Annotated in this window: 15 protein-coding genes and 1 tRNA gene; 9 read left to right on the top strand and 7 right to left on the bottom strand. The window is 65.3% G+C overall.

Features of this window, described 5'->3' with window-relative positions:
- Window positions 1-60: 60 nt before the first annotated feature.
- The 8 genes from gcvA to DFO50_RS11880 all read left to right on the top strand — a co-directional run bounded on the left by gcvA (window position 61) and on the right by DFO50_RS11880 (window position 9,435).
- On the top strand, window positions 61-969 hold the full coding sequence (gene gcvA / locus DFO50_RS11845) for a transcriptional regulator GcvA (RefSeq protein ID WP_028499115.1): 909 nt from the start codon (window positions 61-63) through the stop codon (window positions 967-969).
- Window positions 970-1,083: 114 nt separating this feature from the next.
- Entirely contained in the window at window positions 1,084-3,783 is a 2,700-nt protein-coding gene (gene acnA / locus DFO50_RS11850; protein WP_028499114.1) for an aconitate hydratase AcnA, read from the top strand.
- A gap of 84 nt (window positions 3,784-3,867) precedes the next feature.
- The gene (locus DFO50_RS11855) at window positions 3,868-4,908 is read left to right on the top strand and encodes an ABC transporter substrate-binding protein (RefSeq protein WP_028499113.1); all 1,041 of its coding nucleotides are present in this window, start codon (window positions 3,868-3,870) and stop codon (window positions 4,906-4,908) included.
- Window positions 4,909-4,973: 65 nt separating this feature from the next.
- The gene (locus DFO50_RS11860) at window positions 4,974-6,656 is read left to right on the top strand and encodes an acyl-CoA dehydrogenase family protein (protein WP_028499112.1); all 1,683 of its coding nucleotides are present in this window, start codon (window positions 4,974-4,976) and stop codon (window positions 6,654-6,656) included.
- A gap of 527 nt (window positions 6,657-7,183) precedes the next feature.
- Window positions 7,184-7,366, top strand: coding sequence for a hypothetical protein (locus DFO50_RS11865; protein WP_028499111.1), 183 nt, complete (start codon window positions 7,184-7,186; stop codon window positions 7,364-7,366).
- Window positions 7,367-7,718: 352 nt separating this feature from the next.
- A complete protein-coding gene (locus DFO50_RS11870) occupies window positions 7,719-7,925 on the top strand; it encodes a hypothetical protein (protein ID WP_028499110.1) in 207 nt (68 codons plus the stop codon).
- 412 nt (window positions 7,926-8,337) lie between these two features.
- Window positions 8,338-8,760, top strand: coding sequence for a nucleoside deaminase (locus DFO50_RS11875; RefSeq protein WP_158537444.1), 423 nt, complete (start codon window positions 8,338-8,340; stop codon window positions 8,758-8,760).
- A gap of 360 nt (window positions 8,761-9,120) precedes the next feature.
- Complete coding sequence (locus DFO50_RS11880) at window positions 9,121-9,435, top strand: DNA-binding transcriptional regulator (protein WP_028499109.1); 315 nt, start codon at window positions 9,121-9,123, stop codon at window positions 9,433-9,435.
- A gap of 75 nt (window positions 9,436-9,510) precedes the next feature.
- On the opposite strand, the gene DFO50_RS11885 is transcribed toward DFO50_RS11880, so the two are convergent.
- Entirely contained in the window at window positions 9,511-10,287 is a 777-nt protein-coding gene (locus DFO50_RS11885; RefSeq protein ID WP_028499108.1) for a ferredoxin--NADP reductase, read from the bottom strand.
- A 234-nt stretch (window positions 10,288-10,521) separates the two neighbouring features.
- Here DFO50_RS11885 and DFO50_RS11890 point away from each other — a divergent pair.
- Window positions 10,522-10,612 (top strand) — tRNA-Ser (locus DFO50_RS11890).
- A gap of 91 nt (window positions 10,613-10,703) precedes the next feature.
- Here the strand turns inward: DFO50_RS11890 and DFO50_RS11895 are convergent.
- The 6 genes from DFO50_RS11895 to DFO50_RS19560 all read right to left on the bottom strand — a co-directional run.
- A complete protein-coding gene (locus DFO50_RS11895) occupies window positions 10,704-11,531 on the bottom strand; it encodes a class I SAM-dependent methyltransferase (RefSeq protein WP_199489815.1) in 828 nt (275 codons plus the stop codon).
- 238 nt (window positions 11,532-11,769) lie between these two features.
- Window positions 11,770-13,878: an HlyD family efflux transporter periplasmic adaptor subunit gene (locus DFO50_RS11900; RefSeq protein ID WP_028499106.1), complete on the bottom strand. Its 2,109-nt coding sequence runs from the start codon at window positions 13,876-13,878 to the stop codon at window positions 11,770-11,772.
- A gap of 1 nt (window position 13,879) precedes the next feature.
- Complete coding sequence (locus DFO50_RS11905) at window positions 13,880-15,199, bottom strand: efflux RND transporter periplasmic adaptor subunit (RefSeq protein WP_112692557.1); 1,320 nt, start codon at window positions 15,197-15,199, stop codon at window positions 13,880-13,882.
- 7 nt (window positions 15,200-15,206) lie between these two features.
- Window positions 15,207-15,938: an efflux RND transporter periplasmic adaptor subunit gene (locus DFO50_RS11910; protein ID WP_233495246.1), complete on the bottom strand. Its 732-nt coding sequence runs from the start codon at window positions 15,936-15,938 to the stop codon at window positions 15,207-15,209.
- A complete protein-coding gene (locus DFO50_RS11915; RefSeq protein ID WP_028499103.1) occupies window positions 15,935-17,455 on the bottom strand; it encodes a TolC family protein in 1,521 nt (506 codons plus the stop codon). Before DFO50_RS11915 ends, DFO50_RS11910 begins: the two co-directional genes overlap by 4 nt.
- Before the next feature lie 60 nt (window positions 17,456-17,515).
- On the bottom strand, window positions 17,516-20,415 hold a 2,900-nt coding region (locus tag DFO50_RS19560), incomplete at its 5' end, for an Ig-like domain-containing protein (RefSeq protein ID WP_233495247.1).

A 20,415-nucleotide genomic window follows, 5' to 3' on the forward strand; every position in this document is an offset into this window, starting at 1 on the left:
GAATCGTCGCCGGCGCACAAACGAGTAATCGCCACAACGCTTGTGAGATAAACTCACACCATGAGCACACATCTCCCACCGCTGAACGCCCTGCGTGCCTTCGAGGCAGCAGCAAGGCTGGCAAGCTTTTCCGCCGCTGCCAACGAGCTGTACGTCACGCATGGTGCTGTGAGCAAGCAGATCAAGCAACTGGAGGAATGGCTCGGTGTCAGGCTGTTCGAACGCGCCGGCGGCCGGGTCAAGCTGACCGATGTCGGCTGGCGCTATCTGGTGCAGGTCCAGGACGGACTCGACATCATCGCCAATGCGACCGCGCAGCTGATGCAGCCGGACCGCCCGCGCCGGCTGACGATCAATTCCACGCCGACACTGGCCATGCACTGGCTGCTGCCGCAGCTGTCGCAGTTCCAGCGCCAGTACCCGGAAGTGGAATTGCGGATGATGACCTCGGACCGCGACATCAGCCGCCTGACCGTGCCGTTCGATGTCGCCATCCGCCGCGGCCCCGGCGACTGGCCCGGCTACATGACCAAGCCGTTCCTCGACGAATGGGAACAGCCGCTGCTGAGCCCCGAACTGCTGGAACGGCTGCCGATCCGGCAGCCGGGCGATCTGGCCCGTCACACCCTGCTGTATGCGGACACGCGACCGACCGCATGGCAGCGCTGGCTGACACTGGCCGGCGTGCCGGATCTCAAGCCGGCCTCGACCCAGCATTTCGACCACTTCTATCTGGCCCTGCAGGCAGCCATGGACGGGCTGGGCGTGACTCTCGGCCCGCTGCCGATGATGCAGACCGAAATCGATGCCGGCACCCTGGTCGCACCGCTGCCGCGGCCGGTGGTGCCGGTACGCGGCTATTGCTGGATCGTGCCGCGCGCCATGGTCAACGATCCGGCCATCGCCGCGTTCTGCCAGTGGCTGGAAAGCTGCGCCAATGCGCTGCAGCAGGCGCCGGGCCAGCACTGAAGCCGAATGCACTCTTTGGCCGGCATCCGCAGCAAAGACATGTCAGGATGCTTGAGTTCGCCGCCGGACGGTTCCATGCTGTAACACTGTGATGCCAGAAACAGGAGTGTTGCCATGAGTGAGTCTCTCTTCCCTGCCCTCGCCACCCTGCAGGCCGCCGGCCAGTCGCTGCGCTATGCGAGCCTGCCTGCGCTGGAGGCGGCCGGGGTCGGCCCGGTATCCCGTCTGCCGGTGTCGATCCGCTTGGTGCTGGAATCGGTCTACCGTCATTGTGACGGCATCAAGGTCAGCCCGGAGCACGTGCGCCAGCTGGCCAACTGGCAGCCCAACGCGGCACGAACCGACGAGATCCCGTTCACGGTCGCGCGCGTGGTGCTGCAGGATTTCACCGGCGTACCGCTGCTCTGCGACCTGGCCGCCATGCGCAATGTGGCGGACGGACTGGGCAAGGACCCGAAGACCATCGAACCGCTGGTGCCGGTCGACCTGGTGGTTGACCACTCGGTGATGATCGACCACTACGGCACGCCCGAATCGCTGCGGCAGAACATGGAGCTGGAATTCCAGCGCAACCGCGAGCGCTACCAGTTCATGAAATGGGGAATGCAGGCGTTCGACACCTTCAAGGTGGTCCCGCCCGGCATCGGCATCGTCCACCAGGTGAACCTCGAGTATCTGTTCCGCGGCGTCCGGGTCAAGGACGGCGTGGTCTACCCGGACACCCTGGTCGGCACCGACAGCCACACGACGATGATCAATGGCGTCGGCGTGGTCGGCTGGGGGGTCGGCGGCATCGAGGCCGAGGCCGCCATGCTCGGACAACCGGTCTATTTCCTGACGCCGGACGTGGTTGGTGTCGAGATGACCGGCAAGCTGCGCGAGGGCGTGACCGCGACCGACCTGGTACTGACGGTGACCGAACTGCTGCGACGCGAGAAGGTGGTCGGCAAGTTCGTCGAATTCTTCGGCGAGGGCACGGCCAGCCTGACCGTGACCGACCGCGCGACCATCGCCAACATGGCGCCGGAATACGGCGCGACCATGGGCTTCTTCCCGGTCGACGACAAGACCCTCGACTACCTGCGCGGCACCGGCCGCCTGGATGCGGAAATCGAACTGTTCGAGGCGTATTTCAAGGCCCAGGGCCTGTTCGGCATCCCGCAGGCCGGCGACATCGACTACAGCAAGACGCTGACCCTCGACCTGAACACCATCACGCCGTCGCTGGCGGGCCCGAAACGGCCGCAGGACCGCATCGCCCTGCCGAAAATGCGCGAAACCTTCGAGCATCTGCTGTCTGCGCCAACCGCCGCCAGCGGTTTCAACCGGCCGACGGCGGAACTCGGCGAGCGCCATGTCGTCGCCGGTGATGCCGAGGATGTCGGCCATGGCGATGTGCTGATCGCCGCCATCACCAGCTGCACCAATACCTCGAACCCCGGCGTGCTGCTCGCCGCCGGCCTGCTGGCGAAAAAGGCGGTCGAGAAAGGACTCAGCGTTCATCCGCGGGTCAAGACCAGTTTCGGCCCCGGTTCGCGCGTGGTGCCGGAGTACCTGACGGCCGCCGGGCTGATGCCATCGCTGGAAGCGCTCGGCTTCGATGTCGCCGCTTTCGGCTGCACCACCTGTATCGGCAACGCCGGTGACATCACGCCGGAGCTGAACCAGGCAATTGTCGAGCACGATCTGGTCTGCGCCGCCGTTCTGTCCGGCAACCGCAACTTCGAGGCGCGCATTCACCCGAACCTGCGCGCCAACTTTCTTGCCAGCCCGCCGCTGGTGGTTGCCTTCGCCATTGTCGGCCGGGTCAATATCGACATGGAAACCGAGCCGCTCGGCATCGGCAACGACGGCCATCCGGTCTATCTGCGCGATATCTGGCCGAACTCGGATGAAATCGCCAGGCTGATGCCGATCGCGATGGACCCGGCGGTCTTCCGCGAGAAGTACAGCGACTTCACCCGCGACCACGATCTGTGGAATGCCATTCCGGCCCCGACCGGCCAGGTCTACAACTGGCCGCAGTCGACCTATATCGCCAGGCCGCCGTTCTTCGACCGCTTCGGCATGCAGCATGATGCGGTCGGTGCCATTCGCGGCGCCAAACCGCTGCTGCTGCTCGGCGACTCGGTGACCACCGACCATATCAGCCCGGCCGGTTCGTTCAAGGACAGCACCCCGGCCGGCCGCTATCTGGTCGAGCACGGCGTGCAGAAGCGCGATTTCAACAGCTACGGCAGCCGGCGCGGCAACCACGACATCATGATCCGCGGCACCTTCGCCAATGTGCGGGTCAAGAACCTGATGCTGCCACCGAATCCGGACGGCAGCCCGGTCGAGGGCGGTTTCACGCTGTATGACGGCCGTCAGACCACGGTCTACGACGCGGCCCAGTCGTACCTGCAGCAGGGCATTCCGACCGTGGTGCTGGCCGGCGAGGAATACGGCACCGGTTCGTCGCGCGACTGGGCGGCCAAGGGCACCATGCTGCTCGGAGTCAGGGCGGTCATCGCCCGCAGCTTCGAGCGCATCCACCGCTCGAACCTGGTCGGCATGGGCGTACTGCCGCTGCAATTCAAGGATGGCGACAGCATCGGCACGCTGGGGCTGAACGGCAGCGAAACCTTCGACATCGATGGTGTCGATGGCGAGCTGGTGCCGCAACAGGACATGACGCTGGTCATCCACCGTGCCGACGGCACAGTCGAACGCCACGCGGTCACATCGCGCATCGACACCCCGATCGAGGTCGAGTACTACCGTCACGGCGGCATCCTGCCGTACGTGCTGCGCGAACTGCTGGCTGCGGCCTGAGCCTCACCGGCCCGGACCAGGCGGGCCGCCGCCATGCAGGCAGCGGCGGCCCGTGCGGGCTTTCTCACGGAGAAAAAAACAGCCATGATGAAAACCACAATCCTTGCCTCCACCCTGTTGCTGGCCGTGTCCACTGCGGCGCAGGCGGCCAGCCCGCCGTCGACCTGGTGCGCCGCCGGCAAGCCGGTCAGATTCGCCGGTCTGAACTGGGAAAGCGCGTCGTTTCTGACCGAGCTGCTGCGCGAGGTGTTCGAGTCCGGCTACGGCTGCACGACCGATGCCCTGCCCGGCAATACCGTCACCATGGAAAACGCACTGGCCAACAACGACATCCAGGTCATCGCCGAGGAGTGGATCGGTCGCAGCGACGCCTGGAACCAGGCCGCTGCCGCCGGCAAGGTGGTCGGCCTCGGCAAGACCCTCACCGGCGCCAGCGAAGGCTGGTACGTGCCGGACTATCTGGTCAACGGCGATCGCAAGCGCGGCATTGCCGCCGCAGCCCCGGCGCTGAAATCGGTAGCCGACCTGCCGCGCTACGCCGCCCTGTTCCGGGACCCGGAATCCCCGGACAAGGGACGCTTCCTGAACTGCCCGACCGGCTGGACCTGCGAAGGCGTCAACTCGCAGAAACTGAAAGCCTACCGGCTGACCACCAGCTATACCAATTTCCGGCCCGGCACCGGTCCGGCACTTGATGCCGAGGTGGCCTCGGCCTACCGCCGAGGCAAGCCGGTGCTGTTCTACTACTGGACACCGACCGCGCTGATGGGCAAATACCGCTTCATCAAGCTGCAGGAACCGGCATACAACGAAGCCTGCTTCAAGACCCTGGCCGACAAGGACAATCCGGCGCCATGCGCATCCGCCTCGCCGGACGCGGTGATCCAGGCCGGCGCATCGCGCGCCTTCCACGCCGCCGACCCGGTCCTGGTCTCGGTCCTGCAGCGTTTCTCGGTGCCGATCGACCGCCTGAACGAAACGCTGGCACGGCAATCGACGCAAAAGCAGGACTGGCGCACGCTGGCACGCGCCTACATTGTCCGCTACCCGGAACAGGTCAAGTTATGGGTGCCGGCCGATATTGCCGGCAAGGTGATCGCCGCCGCCGAGAAACACCAGCGCTGACAGCAACCGGCAACGGGACCGCGCATGCACTACGCTGTGAAGCGTCTCCTGCGCGGATTTCCCCCATGAGCCCGTCACGCCCCCACGACAATCAGGTCCCCGATCTCTGCGGCTACAACCTGTATGCCAGCGATCCGGTGCTGCGCGACGCAGTCCGCCGCGCCGGCGCCAGCGACTTTGATCAAACCCTGCGCCGCATCGGCGCCACGCTCGGCGCCGCCGACATCCTGGCACTCGGCGACCGGGCCAATCGCCATCCGCCGACCCTGCAGGTGTTCGACCGGCTTGGCGAGCGCATCGACACCGTCACCTTCGATCCGTCATGGCACACCCTGCTGACGCTGCTGCGCGGCGAAGGCCTGCATGCGCTGCCGTGGACAGACCCGCGTCCGGGCGTCTGGGCCGCCCGTGCGGCGGGCTACTTTCTGCAGGGCCAGGTCGAGTCCGGCACGCTGTGCCCGGCCACGATGACCTTCGCCGCCATCCCGGTCCTGCAGCAGGACCCCGGGCTGTTCTCCCGCCTCGGCCCGCTGCTGCTGAGCCGCGAGCACGACCCGCGCGATCTGCCCTGGGAACAGAAGTACGCCGCCCTGATCGGCATGGGCCTGACCGAGAAGCAGGGCGGCTCCGATGTGCGCAGCAACCGCTCGTGGGCGGTGCCGTCCACCGCCGGCGGGCGCCGCGGCGCCTGGCGGCTGAACGGCCACAAGTGGTTCTTTTCCGCTCCGATGTGCGACGCGCACCTGGTGGTCGCCCGCGAGGACAATCCGCGCGACGGCCCGCTGTCCTGCTTTTTTGTCCCGCGCTGGCGACCTGACGGCAGTCGCAATGCCGTCCATATCCAGCGGCTGAAGGACAAGCTCGGCAACCGCTCCAACGCCAGCAGTGAAGTCGAGTTTCACGATGCGTGGGCCATGCCGGTCGGCGAAGCCGGGCGCGGTATCCCGATCCTGCTGGAGATGGCCACCCATACCCGCCTCGACTGCGTAATCGGCAGCGCCGCACTGATCCGCCGGGCTCTGGTCGAAGTGCTGCACCACACCCGCCATCGTTCGGCCTTTGGCCGCCCGCTGCGGGAACAGCCGCTGATGCGCAATGTACTGATCGACATGGCGCTGGAAAGCGAGGCGGCCACGCGGCTGATGATCCGGCTCGCCGCTGCGTTCGAGCAGGCCGCCGCCCCGGAGCCCGATCCGCTGGCACGGGCCTACCGCCGCATCGTGACACCGGCCGCGAAATTCTGGATCTGCAAGCGGGCCATCGAACTGACCGGTGAGGCCATGGAGATCTGGGGCGGCAACGGCTATGTCGAGGACGCGCCACTGGCGCGCCTGTTCCGCGAGGCACCGGTGAACTCGATCTGGGAGGGGTCGGGCAATGTCATGTGCCTGGACGTGCTGCGCGCCCTCCAGCGCGACCCGGACGGTGCCGCCCTGCTGCTGGCCGACTGGTCTGCCGCCTTCCGCGACGACTCGCTGCTGAGCGGCTGCCTGCACACCCTGCAGGCGCTGCTGGCCCAGCCAGCCGACGTGCAGGAGGCGCACGCAAGGCGGCTGGCACAGGGCATCATCCTGCTCGAACAGGCCCGGCTGCTGCGCGAACATGCGCCCGCCGACGTGTCCGGGCTGTTTATCGCCAGCCGCCTTGGCGACGGTGGTCTGCTGGCCCATGGCAGGGTCAGCGGCACTCTCGCCCTCGACGGACTGGCGGCGGGCGACACCCGCATGCTTGACCGCCACTGGGCCTGAACGCAGCACAAAATGTTGCACGCCAGCAAAAATCATGTTAGGGTACAAGGACGCTGTAGCTTCTCATGAAGATTCAGCGACTTGCAAGTCATCGCCTACGCGGGCCGATTGCTTTCGGCCACAGGCAACCACTGCACCCAAGCAGCAAGGTTGCACTTGTGTCTTATTGAGCACACAAGTCCGGCGATGCCTGCCAGTCCTTCCCGTCGGCCTTGCATCCACCCTGTCACCGTCTATGCTGCTTGTAGCAGCGCATGGACCCGACAGGGCGATACCTGATTCGGGTCCATTCCAGACCGACGGTTACACAACGCTGCAGTCCAGGCGATTTCCCGTAACAATCGCAAGCCTACTATTCGTCAGCAGCGCAGATTTTCTGCCGCCGCAGACCGCCCGACGCGTTTCGACGCCAACGGCAAGGAGCTTGCCATGACACCTATATCGCTTTTCGACTATCCGGCCCAGGCCGACTGCATGACCCCTGCCAAATGACGGCAGGTACAACAACTATAAGGAAAACCACCATCATGAACTCGATCCATAACGACTTTCTGATCATCCATGCCCGCCCGCTTGCCGGCGGCCAGTTCGTACCGGCACTGCGCGTGCCGTCCAACGCCAAGCACAGCAATGTCCGACGCGCGTTGCTGCGTCAGGGCTTTGACACCACCAAGTGGCAAATTGCCCGCGAAGGCGAAGTGCTCGCCTGACCCGGCGCACTCCGATCAGAAAACGCTCCGCCCTGGCGGGGCGTTTTCTTTTGCCGGCGGCAACCTAGTCCATTTTGACTAACGCGACCCTAATATTTCTTTTTGCATATCCTTGTTTCATTTAATCTTAACGTCATTGCCTGATATTTCATGCTCCCACATTGAGTATTCAATAGAATCTATGCCGACATAACAGCCTGAAAATAACATTTCAATATGGAAAACTTGAAATATTTTATGCTGGCCGATATGCGCATTGTCAAACAACAAAATCATCGACATTTACGTACAGTCTGTAATATCTTCTGCACGTGCAGATACCTGTCTGATCCTGTCCCATGCGGAGAGCGCCATGTCGGCCTATACCATCATGCAAATTCAAAGCGGCCTAGAACAGCGTTGCTGGGTCGTCATTTCGCCCCGGGGAATCACCCTGCCCGGCACCTATGTCATGGAAAAGGAAGCGAATCGCATGGCGATGCTTTACAACCGCATCACTGCCCGCCAGGAGCCGCCCAGCATGCCATTCCCCCGTTCAATACCCGAATCCAAGAGCTGACACGGCGGCAATCCTGACGAAAAAAACCGTTCCAGCAGTCAGCCAGCGTGGTGCCTGCCAGTGCAGGTTAATGAATCAACGTCTCCCGAAACACATTCTCACCAATCCTCTCCCTGAGCCGAGCCGGGCTTTCCCTCTCCCCGGCACTGCCGACCTTAATATGGCCGGAACGGCAATACCTGAATGACGCAGCCAGGTTTTAATAGCGATTCGCAGTCCGGTGTGAATGTCAGTCAATTGGACTGACCTGCATGGGCGGCCCCGGCAGCCGCCGCCTGCCCCGCCTGCTTCCGACTTGACCAAGGTCAGATGCCGGCGCGCCGAGGAAGGGACAATAGCGTCAAATACGGGTGGCATTCCTGTCTGGAGACGACTACCCGAAACGCTTTCCCTGACTACCCTGAAGACTACCGTGTCGACTACACAACCGACTCCTTCCGACCTCGATCTGCTGCGACGGACCGTCGATCTCTCCCATATCGCCGTCTCGCGCGGCAACAAGCCTTACGCCGCCCTGCTGGCGGACCCGCGCGGACGCGTCGTCGCCGAAGCGCACAATACCGAATCCACTTCCGGAGACCCCACGGCCCATGCGGAGATCAATCTGATCCGTCTGCTGAAGCAACTGGACAGCCTGCCCCGCAAGGCCTTGACCCTGTACACCAACTGCCAGCCCAACGCGCTGTGCGTCGCCGCCATTCTCTGCAGCGGCATCTCCCGCGTCCTCTACGCCTACCCGCATCCCAGCACCGACACCGGCTACAGCCAGGATGAAACCATCGATTCGACCCGCATTATCGGTCCGCTGCTGAGCGTCCCCCCGACACCACACTGATTCGAGCCGGCTTCCGGCTCCGCCAAGCAAGCCACCTGACCGGGTGGCTCGCCGGCGTCATGTGCCGATCGGAAGAGTCATGGCAATCGCCCAAGCGACGAACGGTGGAACTTCTTCCATCCGGCATCGCTCCTATCCGGGCTGATCCACATTCCGTTTGTGCCGGGCCTGATCTGCCGTTCAGCGCAACGGAATGCCCACGCTACGCCGCGATCAGCCGGCCTGCATTTTGTGTTCACCGCCAGCCGTGATACAAATGTTTACAAAAATGCATTGTGAGTAACAGAAAATACTAATTGATAGTTTCATAATGTGCCCCAGATACTCCATCATCAATCATGTTCATCGAGGTGATTCACTATGCAACTGTTCAGCAAGATTCCCAATCCGCGTGAAATCCGCCGCAAGCTCGGCCTGAACCAGCAGGATTTCTGGAGCAAGATCGGCGTCACCCAGTCCGGCGGCTCGCGCTATGAATCCGGTCGCAACATGCCCAAGCCGGTGCGCGAACTGCTGCGCCTGGTCCACGTCGAGCATATCGATCTGGCACGGGTCAAGCACGAGGACTTCGAAATCATCGAGTACCTGAAGCAGACCCACCCCGATCTGTACAAGAGTCTGAAGAAAGCCGTCAGCGCCCAGGCAAAGCAGTCTGATGCCACGGTCCAGCTCTAAGCCTCCGCCCCGCACACGGCGGGAAAACGAAAACCCCCGGCAATGCCACTGCCGGGGGTTTTCCTTTCCGGGGGATCAGAAACCGTTTTCCAGTGCCAGTTGCCCCGGCGCAGTCAGCCGGCTGAGCCGGTAACCCATACTGATCAGCTGGCGATGGGTGTCCTCCACCATCTGCGGGTTGCCACAGATCATGATCCTGGCCCGCTCCGGCGTCAGCAGGCGACCGGTCGCCTGCTCCAGTTCGCCATTGGCCAGCAGCACCGGCAGACGCGCCGACAGGCAGCCCGGATGCGACTCGCGCGTGACCACCGGCTGATAATGCAGTTTGTGACCGTGCTCGGCCCACAGCGGATGGTCCCGCAGCGCCGCGATCTCGTCACGATAGGCCAGCTCGGCGGCTGTCCGCACGCTGTGAACCAGGGTCAGGGTGTCAAACCGGGACCAGACCGACGGCTCCCGGAGTATGGACAGGTACGGTGCCAGCCCGGTCCCGGTACCCAGCAACCACAGATCCTGACCGTCGACAAAGCGGTCGAGGGTGAAGAAACCGTTGGCGCGCTTGTCCAGCAGGATGTCGTCACCGGCTGACAGCCGGCTCAGCCGCGAGGTGAACTCGCCATCGGGCACGACAATGGACAGGAACTCCAGCTCGTCGTCCCACACCGCGTTGACCATCGAGTACGCGCGCCAGACGAAACCCTGCCCGGACGGCAGGCCAAGGCGGGCGAACTGGCCCGGAGTGAAGCGGAATCCGGCCGGGCGGCTCATGCGGAAGCTGAGCAGGGTATCGGTCCAGCGATGAACGGACAGCATGTGTTCGACGGTGTACTTCTCTTCGGCGGGGGCGGCCATCGGTCCTCTCTCCATTACCTGAGTAATTTACTCAGTTATTGTCCCCTGCTTCCCCACCAGACTCAACCCTGTGCGCAATGCGGGTTTCATGCGAAATGGAAAATAACTTTGCAATCAGCCACTTTTCCGTTCCATGGCAGCGGCTGTCGATTATTTTGCAAAAAGCCCTTTTCAAACCGGAAAAAGTTCTTTAATATTCGCCTCCTGTTCAGCGCCGTTCGCGACGCTAAACAAGGAGAGGTGGCAGAGTGGTCGAATGTACCTGACTCGAAATCAGGCGTAGGTGCATAACCTACCGTGGGTTCGAATCCCACCCTCTCCGCCAGAGCACAGCGAAAAAGCCCTGATTATTCAGGGCTTTTTCGCATTTCGCGTTTTCCAGTATGCCATCCTGGTCTGGCTTCCACTGGCACCGGCTACTTCGGGACACGGCCTTTCACGGCATTGGCGCGGGCATCACAAGTGATATGACCTGATCGCTGCGCCGGCAGGCGGCCACGTACCCGGGCCTTGAGATGCGCGAGGTCCTCCACCGCCATCGATGCAAGTATCATCCCGACACTCGGTGCGCCTAGCGCCGTCGCCCAGAAGTCGTCGAAATCGGCGAATGTGCGGTGCACAACGATCTCCCGCGTTTCAATCGCATCCAGGGCTGCGCCAGCCCACAAGTCCCGCATCATGTCGATGCGCGATGCATCGGGGCTAGGGGGCGCCGGCACCGTGATGCCAAGCCCGCGCATTTCCGCCAGCAGCGTCTCGTAGGGAAAGCCACCGCCTGCCATGTCCCATGCGTAAGCGGCAACGATGCCACCAGGACGCACTACCCGTCCCATTTCGGCAACCCCCCTGGCCGGATCGGCAACGAAGAAGATGACCAGCGGCATCACTGCGGCATCGAACGCGCTGTCGGGATAAGGCATCGCCATCGCATCCCCCTGCCGAAATTGCGCAGAGCACAGTTCGGGCCGTGCGCGGGCGTAGGCAAGCTGTTCCTCCGAGGGGTCCACGCCATGCACCGAAGCCGGATCGCAGCGCCCGACAAGCATCCCGGTAAAGGCGCCGTTGCCACAGCCCACGTCCAGCCATTGCTGACCCGGTACAGGGTCAAGCCAGTCGAGGAATGTTTCGCCCGCAAGCTGGCTCCACCTTCCCATATAACGCTCGTACGCAGCCCCATCGCGAAAACGGATCTCACCAGTCTTCATATCAAACCTCATGAAAGATTCATCGAGAACCAAAGTCATGGTAGAAGTTGAAGTCAACTTCAAGTCAAGAAGAAGCGGCGGATATGGCCCTTTTCCACGATTACGGTCCATCCCGAAGCGGAAATCTCGGCCGGATGAGCCCACTCCTGCCATGAAAAAGAGCCGCTTTGCGGAAGCGCAGATCGCCCTCGTCCTCAAACAGGCGACGCCGGGCATGTCGGTACCTGGCGCAAGAAGTACGGCAGGCTGAACACCACGGCGCCGGGACGCCCCCGGCTTACAACCCGGCCTCGCGCTGGAACAGCACCAGTGCCCGGCGCACGCCGCGCTGCAGCCAACTGCGCCACGGTCCCTGCAGGCGGGCCACACCGGCCAGTTCTCGCGTTGGCGCCGACTGGCGCTCGCAGCGCTCCAGCCGCACCCGGAATACCGCTTCCAGCGGTACCAGCGCCTGCTGACGCTGCTCGGTCGCGATCGGCCCGCCGTACACGGAAGCCAGCAGCGGCTGGTCCAGCGTCGGCAGGTTCAGCCGGTCGATCTGGCCCAGTCGGCAGTGCACCGCCCAGCGTTCGCCACTGTCCGGCACGAAACGCGCCTCGTCGCCGCTCGCCAGTCCCGCCAGCGCGGCCTCGTCGACAAAGGCTTCGCCCTTGACGCCGTCCGGTCCGATCACATCGAGCAGCCGCTCGCCCTCGGCGATCACCGTGCCGGCCACCACCGACTCGTCGACATCCGCCACCCGGCCGTCAAACGGCGCGGTCAGCAGCAAGCGATTGGCCTGACGGCGCAGACCCTCCACCTGCTGTGCCGCAGCCTGCCACTGCTTGAACAGCACCGGCCCCAGCTGTTGCAACTCGGGGTGGAACGGCTGCTGGGCCAGTTGCTGGGCCAGTGCCTGTTCGCGCGCGTCGGCCAGCGTCAGCTGGGCCTCCAGCGCACTGGACTGCAGCCGCAGCAGCGGCTGGCCGGCCCTGACCTGCTGGCCGGGTCTGACCATCACCTGCTGCACCACGGACGGCGCCGGCGCATACAGCCCCTGGGAATGCAGGGCGGTCAGCACGGCCGGGCTGGCGATATCGGATTGCCACGGCACGGCGACGAACAGTGCCAGCGCCGCCAGCAGTGCCGCACTGCGCCGCGTTTCACGCTGCCAGCGCAGTTCGGCACGGCGCTGCCACCAGACTTTCAGCTCGCCGGCGATCGGCCGCACGATAAACCAGCCCAGCTCCACCGCCAGCATGAACAGGCCCAGCGCCTTGAAGAACAGGTGGTAAACCAGCAAGGCGATCGACAGGAACAGCACCAGCCGGTACAGCCAGGTTGCCCAGGCGAACAGGATCAGCCCGCGCTGGCGTGACGGCGGAAAGTGCTCCGGCACCGGATCGTCCAGTCCCAGCAGCAGGCGACGCATCTGCCACCGTGCCAGCGCAAAGGCGCGCTGGTGCAGATTCGGCATGCCCAGCCAGTCCACCAGCAGGAAGTAGCCGTCGAAGCGCATGAAGGGGCTGGCATTGATGGCCAGCGTTGCAAGCCAGGTTGTGGTCGCCAGCAGGAAGGAGCCGGCGCGCAGCGGTCCGTCCGGCAGCAGCGCCCACAGCAGGGTGGCGACGGCGGCCAGCATCAGTTCGGCCAGCATGCCGGCCGCGCCAATCAGCAGCCGCTGCCGTCGTGAGGGCAGCTTCCACGCATCATTGGTATCGGTGTAGAGCACCGGCATCAGCACCAGAAAAGCCACACCCATCGCCGGCACGCGACAGCCGAAGCGGTATGCGGTCAGCGCATGCCCCATTTCGTGCAGGACTTTGGCGAAGCCGAGCGACAGGCCGATCCCCAGCATCGCGCTGACGCCGGTGTAGGCGGAAAAGGTGTGCGTGAATTCATCCCAGCGGCGCGAGACCAGGGTCAGACCCAGTAGCGCAAGCCCACCCAGCCCCCACCAGAAGCCCGGTGTGAAAACCCAGGCGAACAGCGGTGCCAGCCGCGCCAGCAGTGCCTCGGGCCGGATCAGCGGAATGCGGAAAAACAGGTAATTCTTCAGCAGCCACATGGCGCGCGACGGCCGGCTGCCCTGATACAGCTGCCACAGCCACTGGTTTCTCTCGCTGCTGTCGGCTTGCACAAGCTGGTGGCGGGACAGGAAAGCGGATACCGCCAGCACGTCATCATTATCAACGTGCAGCGCCGTCTCGCAATTGACGGCATCGCGCACGGCGCCGATTTCGCCCAGCGACCAGCGCGCCAGAATTTCAAAGCTGGCCCAGTCCAGCTGGTAGAAGCGATTGGCGGCCGGATCGTGCAGCAGCCAGCTCGGCGAGCCGTCGGGTTGGGTCGGTCCGGCGTGCAGGCTCAGTTCCTGGCGGAGCCGCGGCAGGGAGGACTGGCTCATGCTACCAGCCCAGCCATTGCCGGGCGGCGGTCAGCGGACGACGCAGCAGGTAATAGCACATCGGTACCCAGTCGCCGTAGACCCGAGCCGTGCCCATCTGGCCAAGACGCGGCTTCTCGCCGGACTTGAACCGGGCCTGGAGCCGGTAGGCAAGCTGCCCGCCCTCGCTGACTTCGGCGCGGTAGGCCACGCGGCTGACTTCCGCATCGTAGGATTCGGTCGGCGCCGCATTCGGATACAGGGTGATGTCACTGCCCGGCTCGATGGCGATCGCCTCGCCGGCCGGCAGCCAGGCGGTCAGTTCGACCCGGGCCGGGTCGGCAAGGGTCATGACCTTCTCGCCCGCCGTCACCGCACGTCCCAGCCAGTCACTGCGGTCCGAGAACACCACGACACCGGCGGCCGGCGCGGCGACATGCAGCCGCTGCAGCTCGCGGCCGGTATAGTCGGCCGTAATGGTTTTTTCTTCCATGCGCGCATGTTCCTGCGCCATGGCCTGCCTGGCCTTGTCGTCGGTCACCGCCAGCTGGGCACTGGCGCGGAAGCTCTCCTGCGCCGCATCGCGCTCGCGGCTGGCCAGCTCGAACTGGCCGGACAGCGCCGTGGCGTCCAGCGAGAACAGGGCTGTTCCCTGGGCCACGCGCTGGTTCGGTTGCACCCTGACGTCGGCAATCACGCCGGTCACCGGTGCGCGCAGCAGCCGCGGATTCTGCGGCACGACTTCGGCACGCGCCAGCACGCTGAGGCGGATCGGCAGGCAGGCCAGCACCACGATCAGCAGCAGCACGCGGCGGCGATGCCTGCCCACCGCCAGCCAGGAGCGCACCCGGTCACGCCAGTTGTGGCGCGGCGCGAACTGGCGCCAGGCATGGCTGTAGCCATGGGCCAGTTCGGCCGCCAGCTTCAGCTCGTACTCGCCCCAGCCCTGCTCGTGCGCCAGCAGCAACGCGCCGGCACCATCCAGCCGCAGCCAGAGCGCATGCGCCGGCAGCCAGGTTGCCCACTCGTCGGCCAGTGCCGGCGGCACGTCGGCCGCGCCCAGCTGCCGGCACGGACCGCCGTCCTGCTGGCGGAGATGGCTGAACAGCCGGTCCAGCCATTGCAGATACGGGGCCGTGGGATCGAGCTCGACCAGTCCGGACAGGGCGCCAACATGCCCGTGCGGCCCTTCATGCCACAGCGCGGCCTGGCGGTAGTCCAGCAGTTGCCGGGTTTCATTGACCATGATGAAACCCAGTTGCGCAGCACTTTCCGCCTCGCGGGCACGCCGCAGCAACTGCAGCAGCCCCGCGAGTTCGCGGGTGTGATCGACAGGATTCATTGCGGCCTTACTTGAAACTGGCCCAGCCGCTCATGCCGGGCAGCAGGCTGGCGGCATCACCATCGATCACCCCCACCACCGGGATGGACTGGCTGACCGGATCGATCTGCGCCCCGCGGCGTTCGACATGCGCCGGGAAACGGGTGCCGAGTTCGTCCACCACCACGGTGAAGCGGCTGCCTGGCGTCACGCGGGCCAGCCACTTGGACGGCACGATCATGCGCAGTTCCAGCTGGCCGGAATCGACGATGTCCAGCACCGGATTGCCCGGGCTGACGTACTGGTGCACGGCGGCAATGCGCCGCGCCACCCGGCCGTCGAACGGCGCGGTAATCGAGCACTTGGACACGATGGTCTGCATATAGCTGGTATCCGCCGCGGCTTCCTTGGCCTTGCCCCGCGACTGCGCCAGTTCGAGCGCACCGGCCGAATTCAGCCTGGCCAGCTGGTCATTGACCTTGACCAGCTGGCTGGCCGCTTCCAGCGAGGCCTGCGCCTTGCGCAGTTGGGCGCGGTAGCTGCCGCAATCGAAGCTGACCAGCAGGTCGCCGCGCTTGAAGCTGCCGCCTTCCTGCACCGGCAGCCGGGCAATCTTGGCGGCAATTTCGCCGGACAGGGTCACGGCATGGCGCGCCATCAACTGCACGCGAATGCGGCCATCGCTGGCCGGGGCGGCCAGCGCCCCGACACCGTGGCCCAGCAGAACGGCCAGCACGGCCAGGCGAAGTCCCGTTTTCACTGTTGTTCCCCCGCGATCGAGCCCTGCCACTGCTGCTCGGCACCCTTGAACGCGGCGACCAGCGCCGGCAGGTCGTGGCCGGCGGCGGCGCTCGGCAACGGATCGAGGCCCAGACTGGCGCCCATCTGGCCATAGGCGTTCTGCAGGTCGCCATAACTCTGGTACAGGCGCAGCGACGAGAATACCGAGTTCGCATTGGCCAGGATCGACGGCAGACGGCCCTGCGCGCCGCTGTTGCTGGCATTGCGGTTCTGTTCGTAGATGCGCTGCTCGACGCCGTTGAGTTCCTTCTCGAGCCCGAACTGGCGAGAGCGGCCCTGAAAGTCGAGGTAAGCGACGTGAACCTGGGTCAGCACCGCCATGCTCAGTGCCATGCGCTGTGCCTTGGCAACTTCCAGCTGTGCGTTGGCGGCACGGGTGATCGGGCCGGCATTGAACAGGTTCAGCAGATTCCAGCTGATGCGCAGGCCGGCATCGCCCCAGGCATTGTTGACCAGGAATTTGTTGCTGTCGTAATGCTCGCCGACGCTGAACTCAAGGCCCGGCAGCAGTTTGGCGATGGCCTTGCGCGTTTCCGCCGTACCGATGCGCTCGTTGTAGCGTGCCTCGGCCAGTTCCGGCCGGTTCAGCAGCGCCATTTCTTCCATTCTGTCGATGCCGAGCGTCAGCGGCGGCAGGGTCAGCTCGGCCGGCACCGCCACGTCGAAGCGCTGGCCGGGCGGCACGTTCATGATGGCGGCCAGCCGCGGCTTGGCCTGCGACAGGGCATTGCGGATGATGCCCATCTGGCGGATCACATCGAGCAGCTGGCGGCGATAGGTCAGCGCTTCCAGTGGCGAGCGCAGCTTCTGCACTTCAACCTGGCGCGCATCCTCCATGGCGGCTTCGGCTTCCTTCAGCAGGCTGTCGATGCGGGTCTGCAGCTGCTGGGCCGCCACCGCCTGCCACCAGGCTTCGCGCACCTGCTGCATCATCTGCTGGGCGACCTTGCGCTTGCGCTGCTGCAGGATCAGCAGCCGGTCGGACTGCTGCTGCGACGTGTAGTAGCTGACGCCGAAATCGAGCACGTTCCAGCTCAGGCTCAGGTCAGCGGTGCGCTGCTGGCGCTCGGTGGACACCGACGGCACCAGCGATTGCTGGCCGGTTTCCACGTTCTGTGATGACGAGGCATTGTCCTTGTTGCGCGAGGTGAAACCGGCCCCCGCCGCCAGCCGCGGCAGCATGTCCAGGCTGGACAGGTCGAGCTGGCGCTGCGCCATCGCCTCTTCCATCAGCTTGACCCGGTAATCGAGGTTGTACTTCAGCGCCCGTGCCATCGCCTCCTGCAGGGTCACCGGCCCGCTCAGCGCCTCCTGGCTGCCAAACATGGCCTGGCGATCCGCTTCCAGCGTCGCCTGCCGCTCCTGGACGCTGATCGGCTTCGGGCTGACGGCGCAGCCGGTCAGGGCCAGCACCACGGCCATGGACAGCAACCGCAAGCCCCCGGCTTGCGGCAGCGCTTGTTGCAAGACTCGCATAACATCCCTTCTGAAATACTTTGAAATTGATATCCGGCTCCGGCCGGTGTCCGCCGTGCCTCAGGCCGGTTCCGGCAGGGTCGCCGGCGCCTGCCAGTCCGGCGCCGTGGCGACCCGCGCCCGCGCAAACTGCTCGCTCAGCGCCGGCTTGCCGCGTGCAGCCGGCTCGGCGGCCGGCGCCTCCGCGGAGGCCAGGCGCTGACCGAACTGCAACTGGAGACGGGCCTGACCGCGGTGACCGTCCTTGTCGAAGACGCTGACTTCAAGCGACAGCGTCCGGTTCCAGCCCGCCGGCGGCTTGCCGCTGAAAGTGCCGGTGGCCGGGTCGAAGTGCAGCCACGGCGGCAGCGGCTGGCCATTGCTCTGCCGCACCTGGATCGTCAGCCCGCCGGGATCGCGAGCAACGACCGTGCCGGCCGGCAGCCGGACGCTGAAACTCTGGTCGGCCTGGACCGACAGCACGCCAAGGTCCGGCACGATCCGGAGAACCGGCGCCCGGGCATCCAGACCGGCGCTGACGAAGCCGGACAGCCCGCTCCGCCCGCCGGTTCTCTCCCCGTCCCCGGTCAGCGCGGGCATGGCGAAATGGTCGAGGCCGAATTGTCTGGGCTGGCCAAACGCCCGGTAACCGCCGGCATCCTGGACCGGCGCATCCCACGAAGCGATGGACGGCAGGCTGCCCGCACTGGTGCCACCGGCCGTCGTGGCCAGTACGATATTCGGTGTAATCGGTGCCACAACCACGGCCGGCGCCGGGTGGCCGTCCCCGCCCGGCCGCGTCGGCGGCGAGGACGGCATGATCGGCGCCAGGTCCGTGGACGGCGTGCTGACCTGGTAGGCCGGCGCCGTGACCGGCTGCGACAGGGTGTTGCCGGCAAGGTCCGCCGCCGCACCGGACTTGATGACCAGCGACAGGTTGCCGTTGCCCCCCACGTCTCCCAGCTGGACGATAAAGGTGGTCGGGCTGCTGCGGGTAATGCTCAGGATGCTGCCGTGGGCGGTGCCCGAGGTCAGGATGGAGAGATCCGCGCTGGTCAGCATGTCCACCGGTTTGGAAAACGCCACGCTGTAGGCAGCCCGGTTACCGCTGACCGGCTGGGCATCCAGCAAGGTGACTTGCTGCACGGCCGGGGTCACGGTGTCGATGGTCAGGGTGAGCGCGGACGACAGCGCCCCGGTATTGCCGGCGGCATCGGTTCCGGTCGCCCGCACGCTGTGGTCGCCGTCGGCCAGGGCACTGGTCAGCGCATAGCGCCACGCGCCGCTGCCATCCGCCGTCGTCGTGCCGACCTGCACACCGTCCACGTACACCGCCACGGTGCTGCCGGCTTCCGCCGTGCCGACAAGGGTCGGCTGGTTGATACGGGTCACGCCGTCGCTGTGGCTGCTGCCGCTGTCGGTCGCCGTACTCAGTGCAACGCCGGACGGCGCGGATGGCGCGCTGGTGTCGATAGTCACCCGACAGGCAGGGGACAGGCCGCTGCTGACCGCGCCGCTGCTGGTCATGGCCGTGATGTCATGCACGCCGTCGGCCAGGCTGGAGACAAAGCTGTAGTGCCAGACGCCGGCACTATCCGCCACGGTGCCGTCCACCTGCACGCCATCCACATAGATGGTGACCAGACTGTTCGGAATGGCCGTTCCGCTCAGGGTCGGCATGTTGTTGCTGGTCACGCCGTCACTCTGGCTGCGGCCGGTGTCGCTGCCGACCGTCAGTCCGTCTACCGTCGGCACCAGCAGTTGCATCGCGATGACGCGGGTCACCGCTGCGCTGTCCTTGCTGCCGTCATTGACCCCGATGCTGACGGTACGGGACGCGGTGTCCGGCGAGGTCGAGCTGTTGTTGTAGGTCACGGCCTGCAGCGCTGCCTGCCATTGCGCCAGCGTCGCGGTACCGCCGCCGGACGTCAGGGTCAGCACCCCGGTACTGCTGTTGTAGCTGGCGCTGATATTGCCGTAGAGGCTGCTGTTGCCATTGCTGAACGCCAGCAGATCCTGATCGCTGTGGAAATTGCCGGTGATCGCCACCGTGGCACTGGCCAGCGTGCTGCTGTCCCGGTCCGACAGCGTGATGCCGCTGTCGACCACCACCGGCGTCGGCGTACCGCCGACCGGATAACTGCCGCTGCCGGCCGTGGCCGTGGCGATCGGCGTCTGGTCGGTGGCGGCCACCGTTACCGTCCGGCTGACCGCCGCGCTGTCCTTGCTGCCGTCATTGACGGCAAAGCTGATGGTGCGGGTGGCCGTGTTCGGCGTTACCGCGCTGTCGGTGTAGGTCACGGCCCGCAAGGCCGCCTGCCACTGCGCCAGCGTCGCCGTCGCCCCGCTGGAGGTCATCGTCAGCACCCCGGTGCCGCTGTTGTAGCTGGCGACGATATTGCCGAAGGCGATCGCGCTGGTATTGCTGAATGCCAGTATGTCTTCGCCGCTGTGGAAGTTGCCGGTGATCGACACCGTGGCGCTGGCCAGGGTGCTGTTGTCCAGATCCGACACCGTAATGCCGCTGTCCACCACCACCGGGGTGGATGCCGTGTTGTCGCCGGCGGCAAAGGCCGCACTGCCGCCGCTGGTCGTGGTGACCGGGGTCTGGTCGACCGCAGCCACGGTCACGCTGCGGCTGACCACGGCACTGCTCTTGCTGCCGTCGCTGACGCTGAAGCTGATGGTGCGGGTCGCGCTGTTTGGCGTCACCGCGCTGTCGGTGTAGGTCACTGCCCGCAAGGCTGCCTGCCATTGCGCCAGCGTCGCCGTCGCGCCGCTGGAGGTCATCGTCAGCACCCCGGTGCCGCTGTTGTAGCTGGCGACGATATTGCCGAAGGCGATCGCGCTGGTATTGCTGAATGCCAGTATGTCTTCGCCGCTGTGGAAGTTGCCGGTGATCGACACCGTGGCGCTGGCCAGGGTGCTGTTGTCCAGATCCGACACCGTAATGCCGCTGTCCACCACCACCGGGGTGGATA

Source organism: Microvirgula sp. AG722 (assembly GCF_003269145.1).
Taxonomy (GTDB): Bacteria; Pseudomonadota; Gammaproteobacteria; order Burkholderiales; family Aquaspirillaceae; genus Microvirgula; species Microvirgula aerodenitrificans.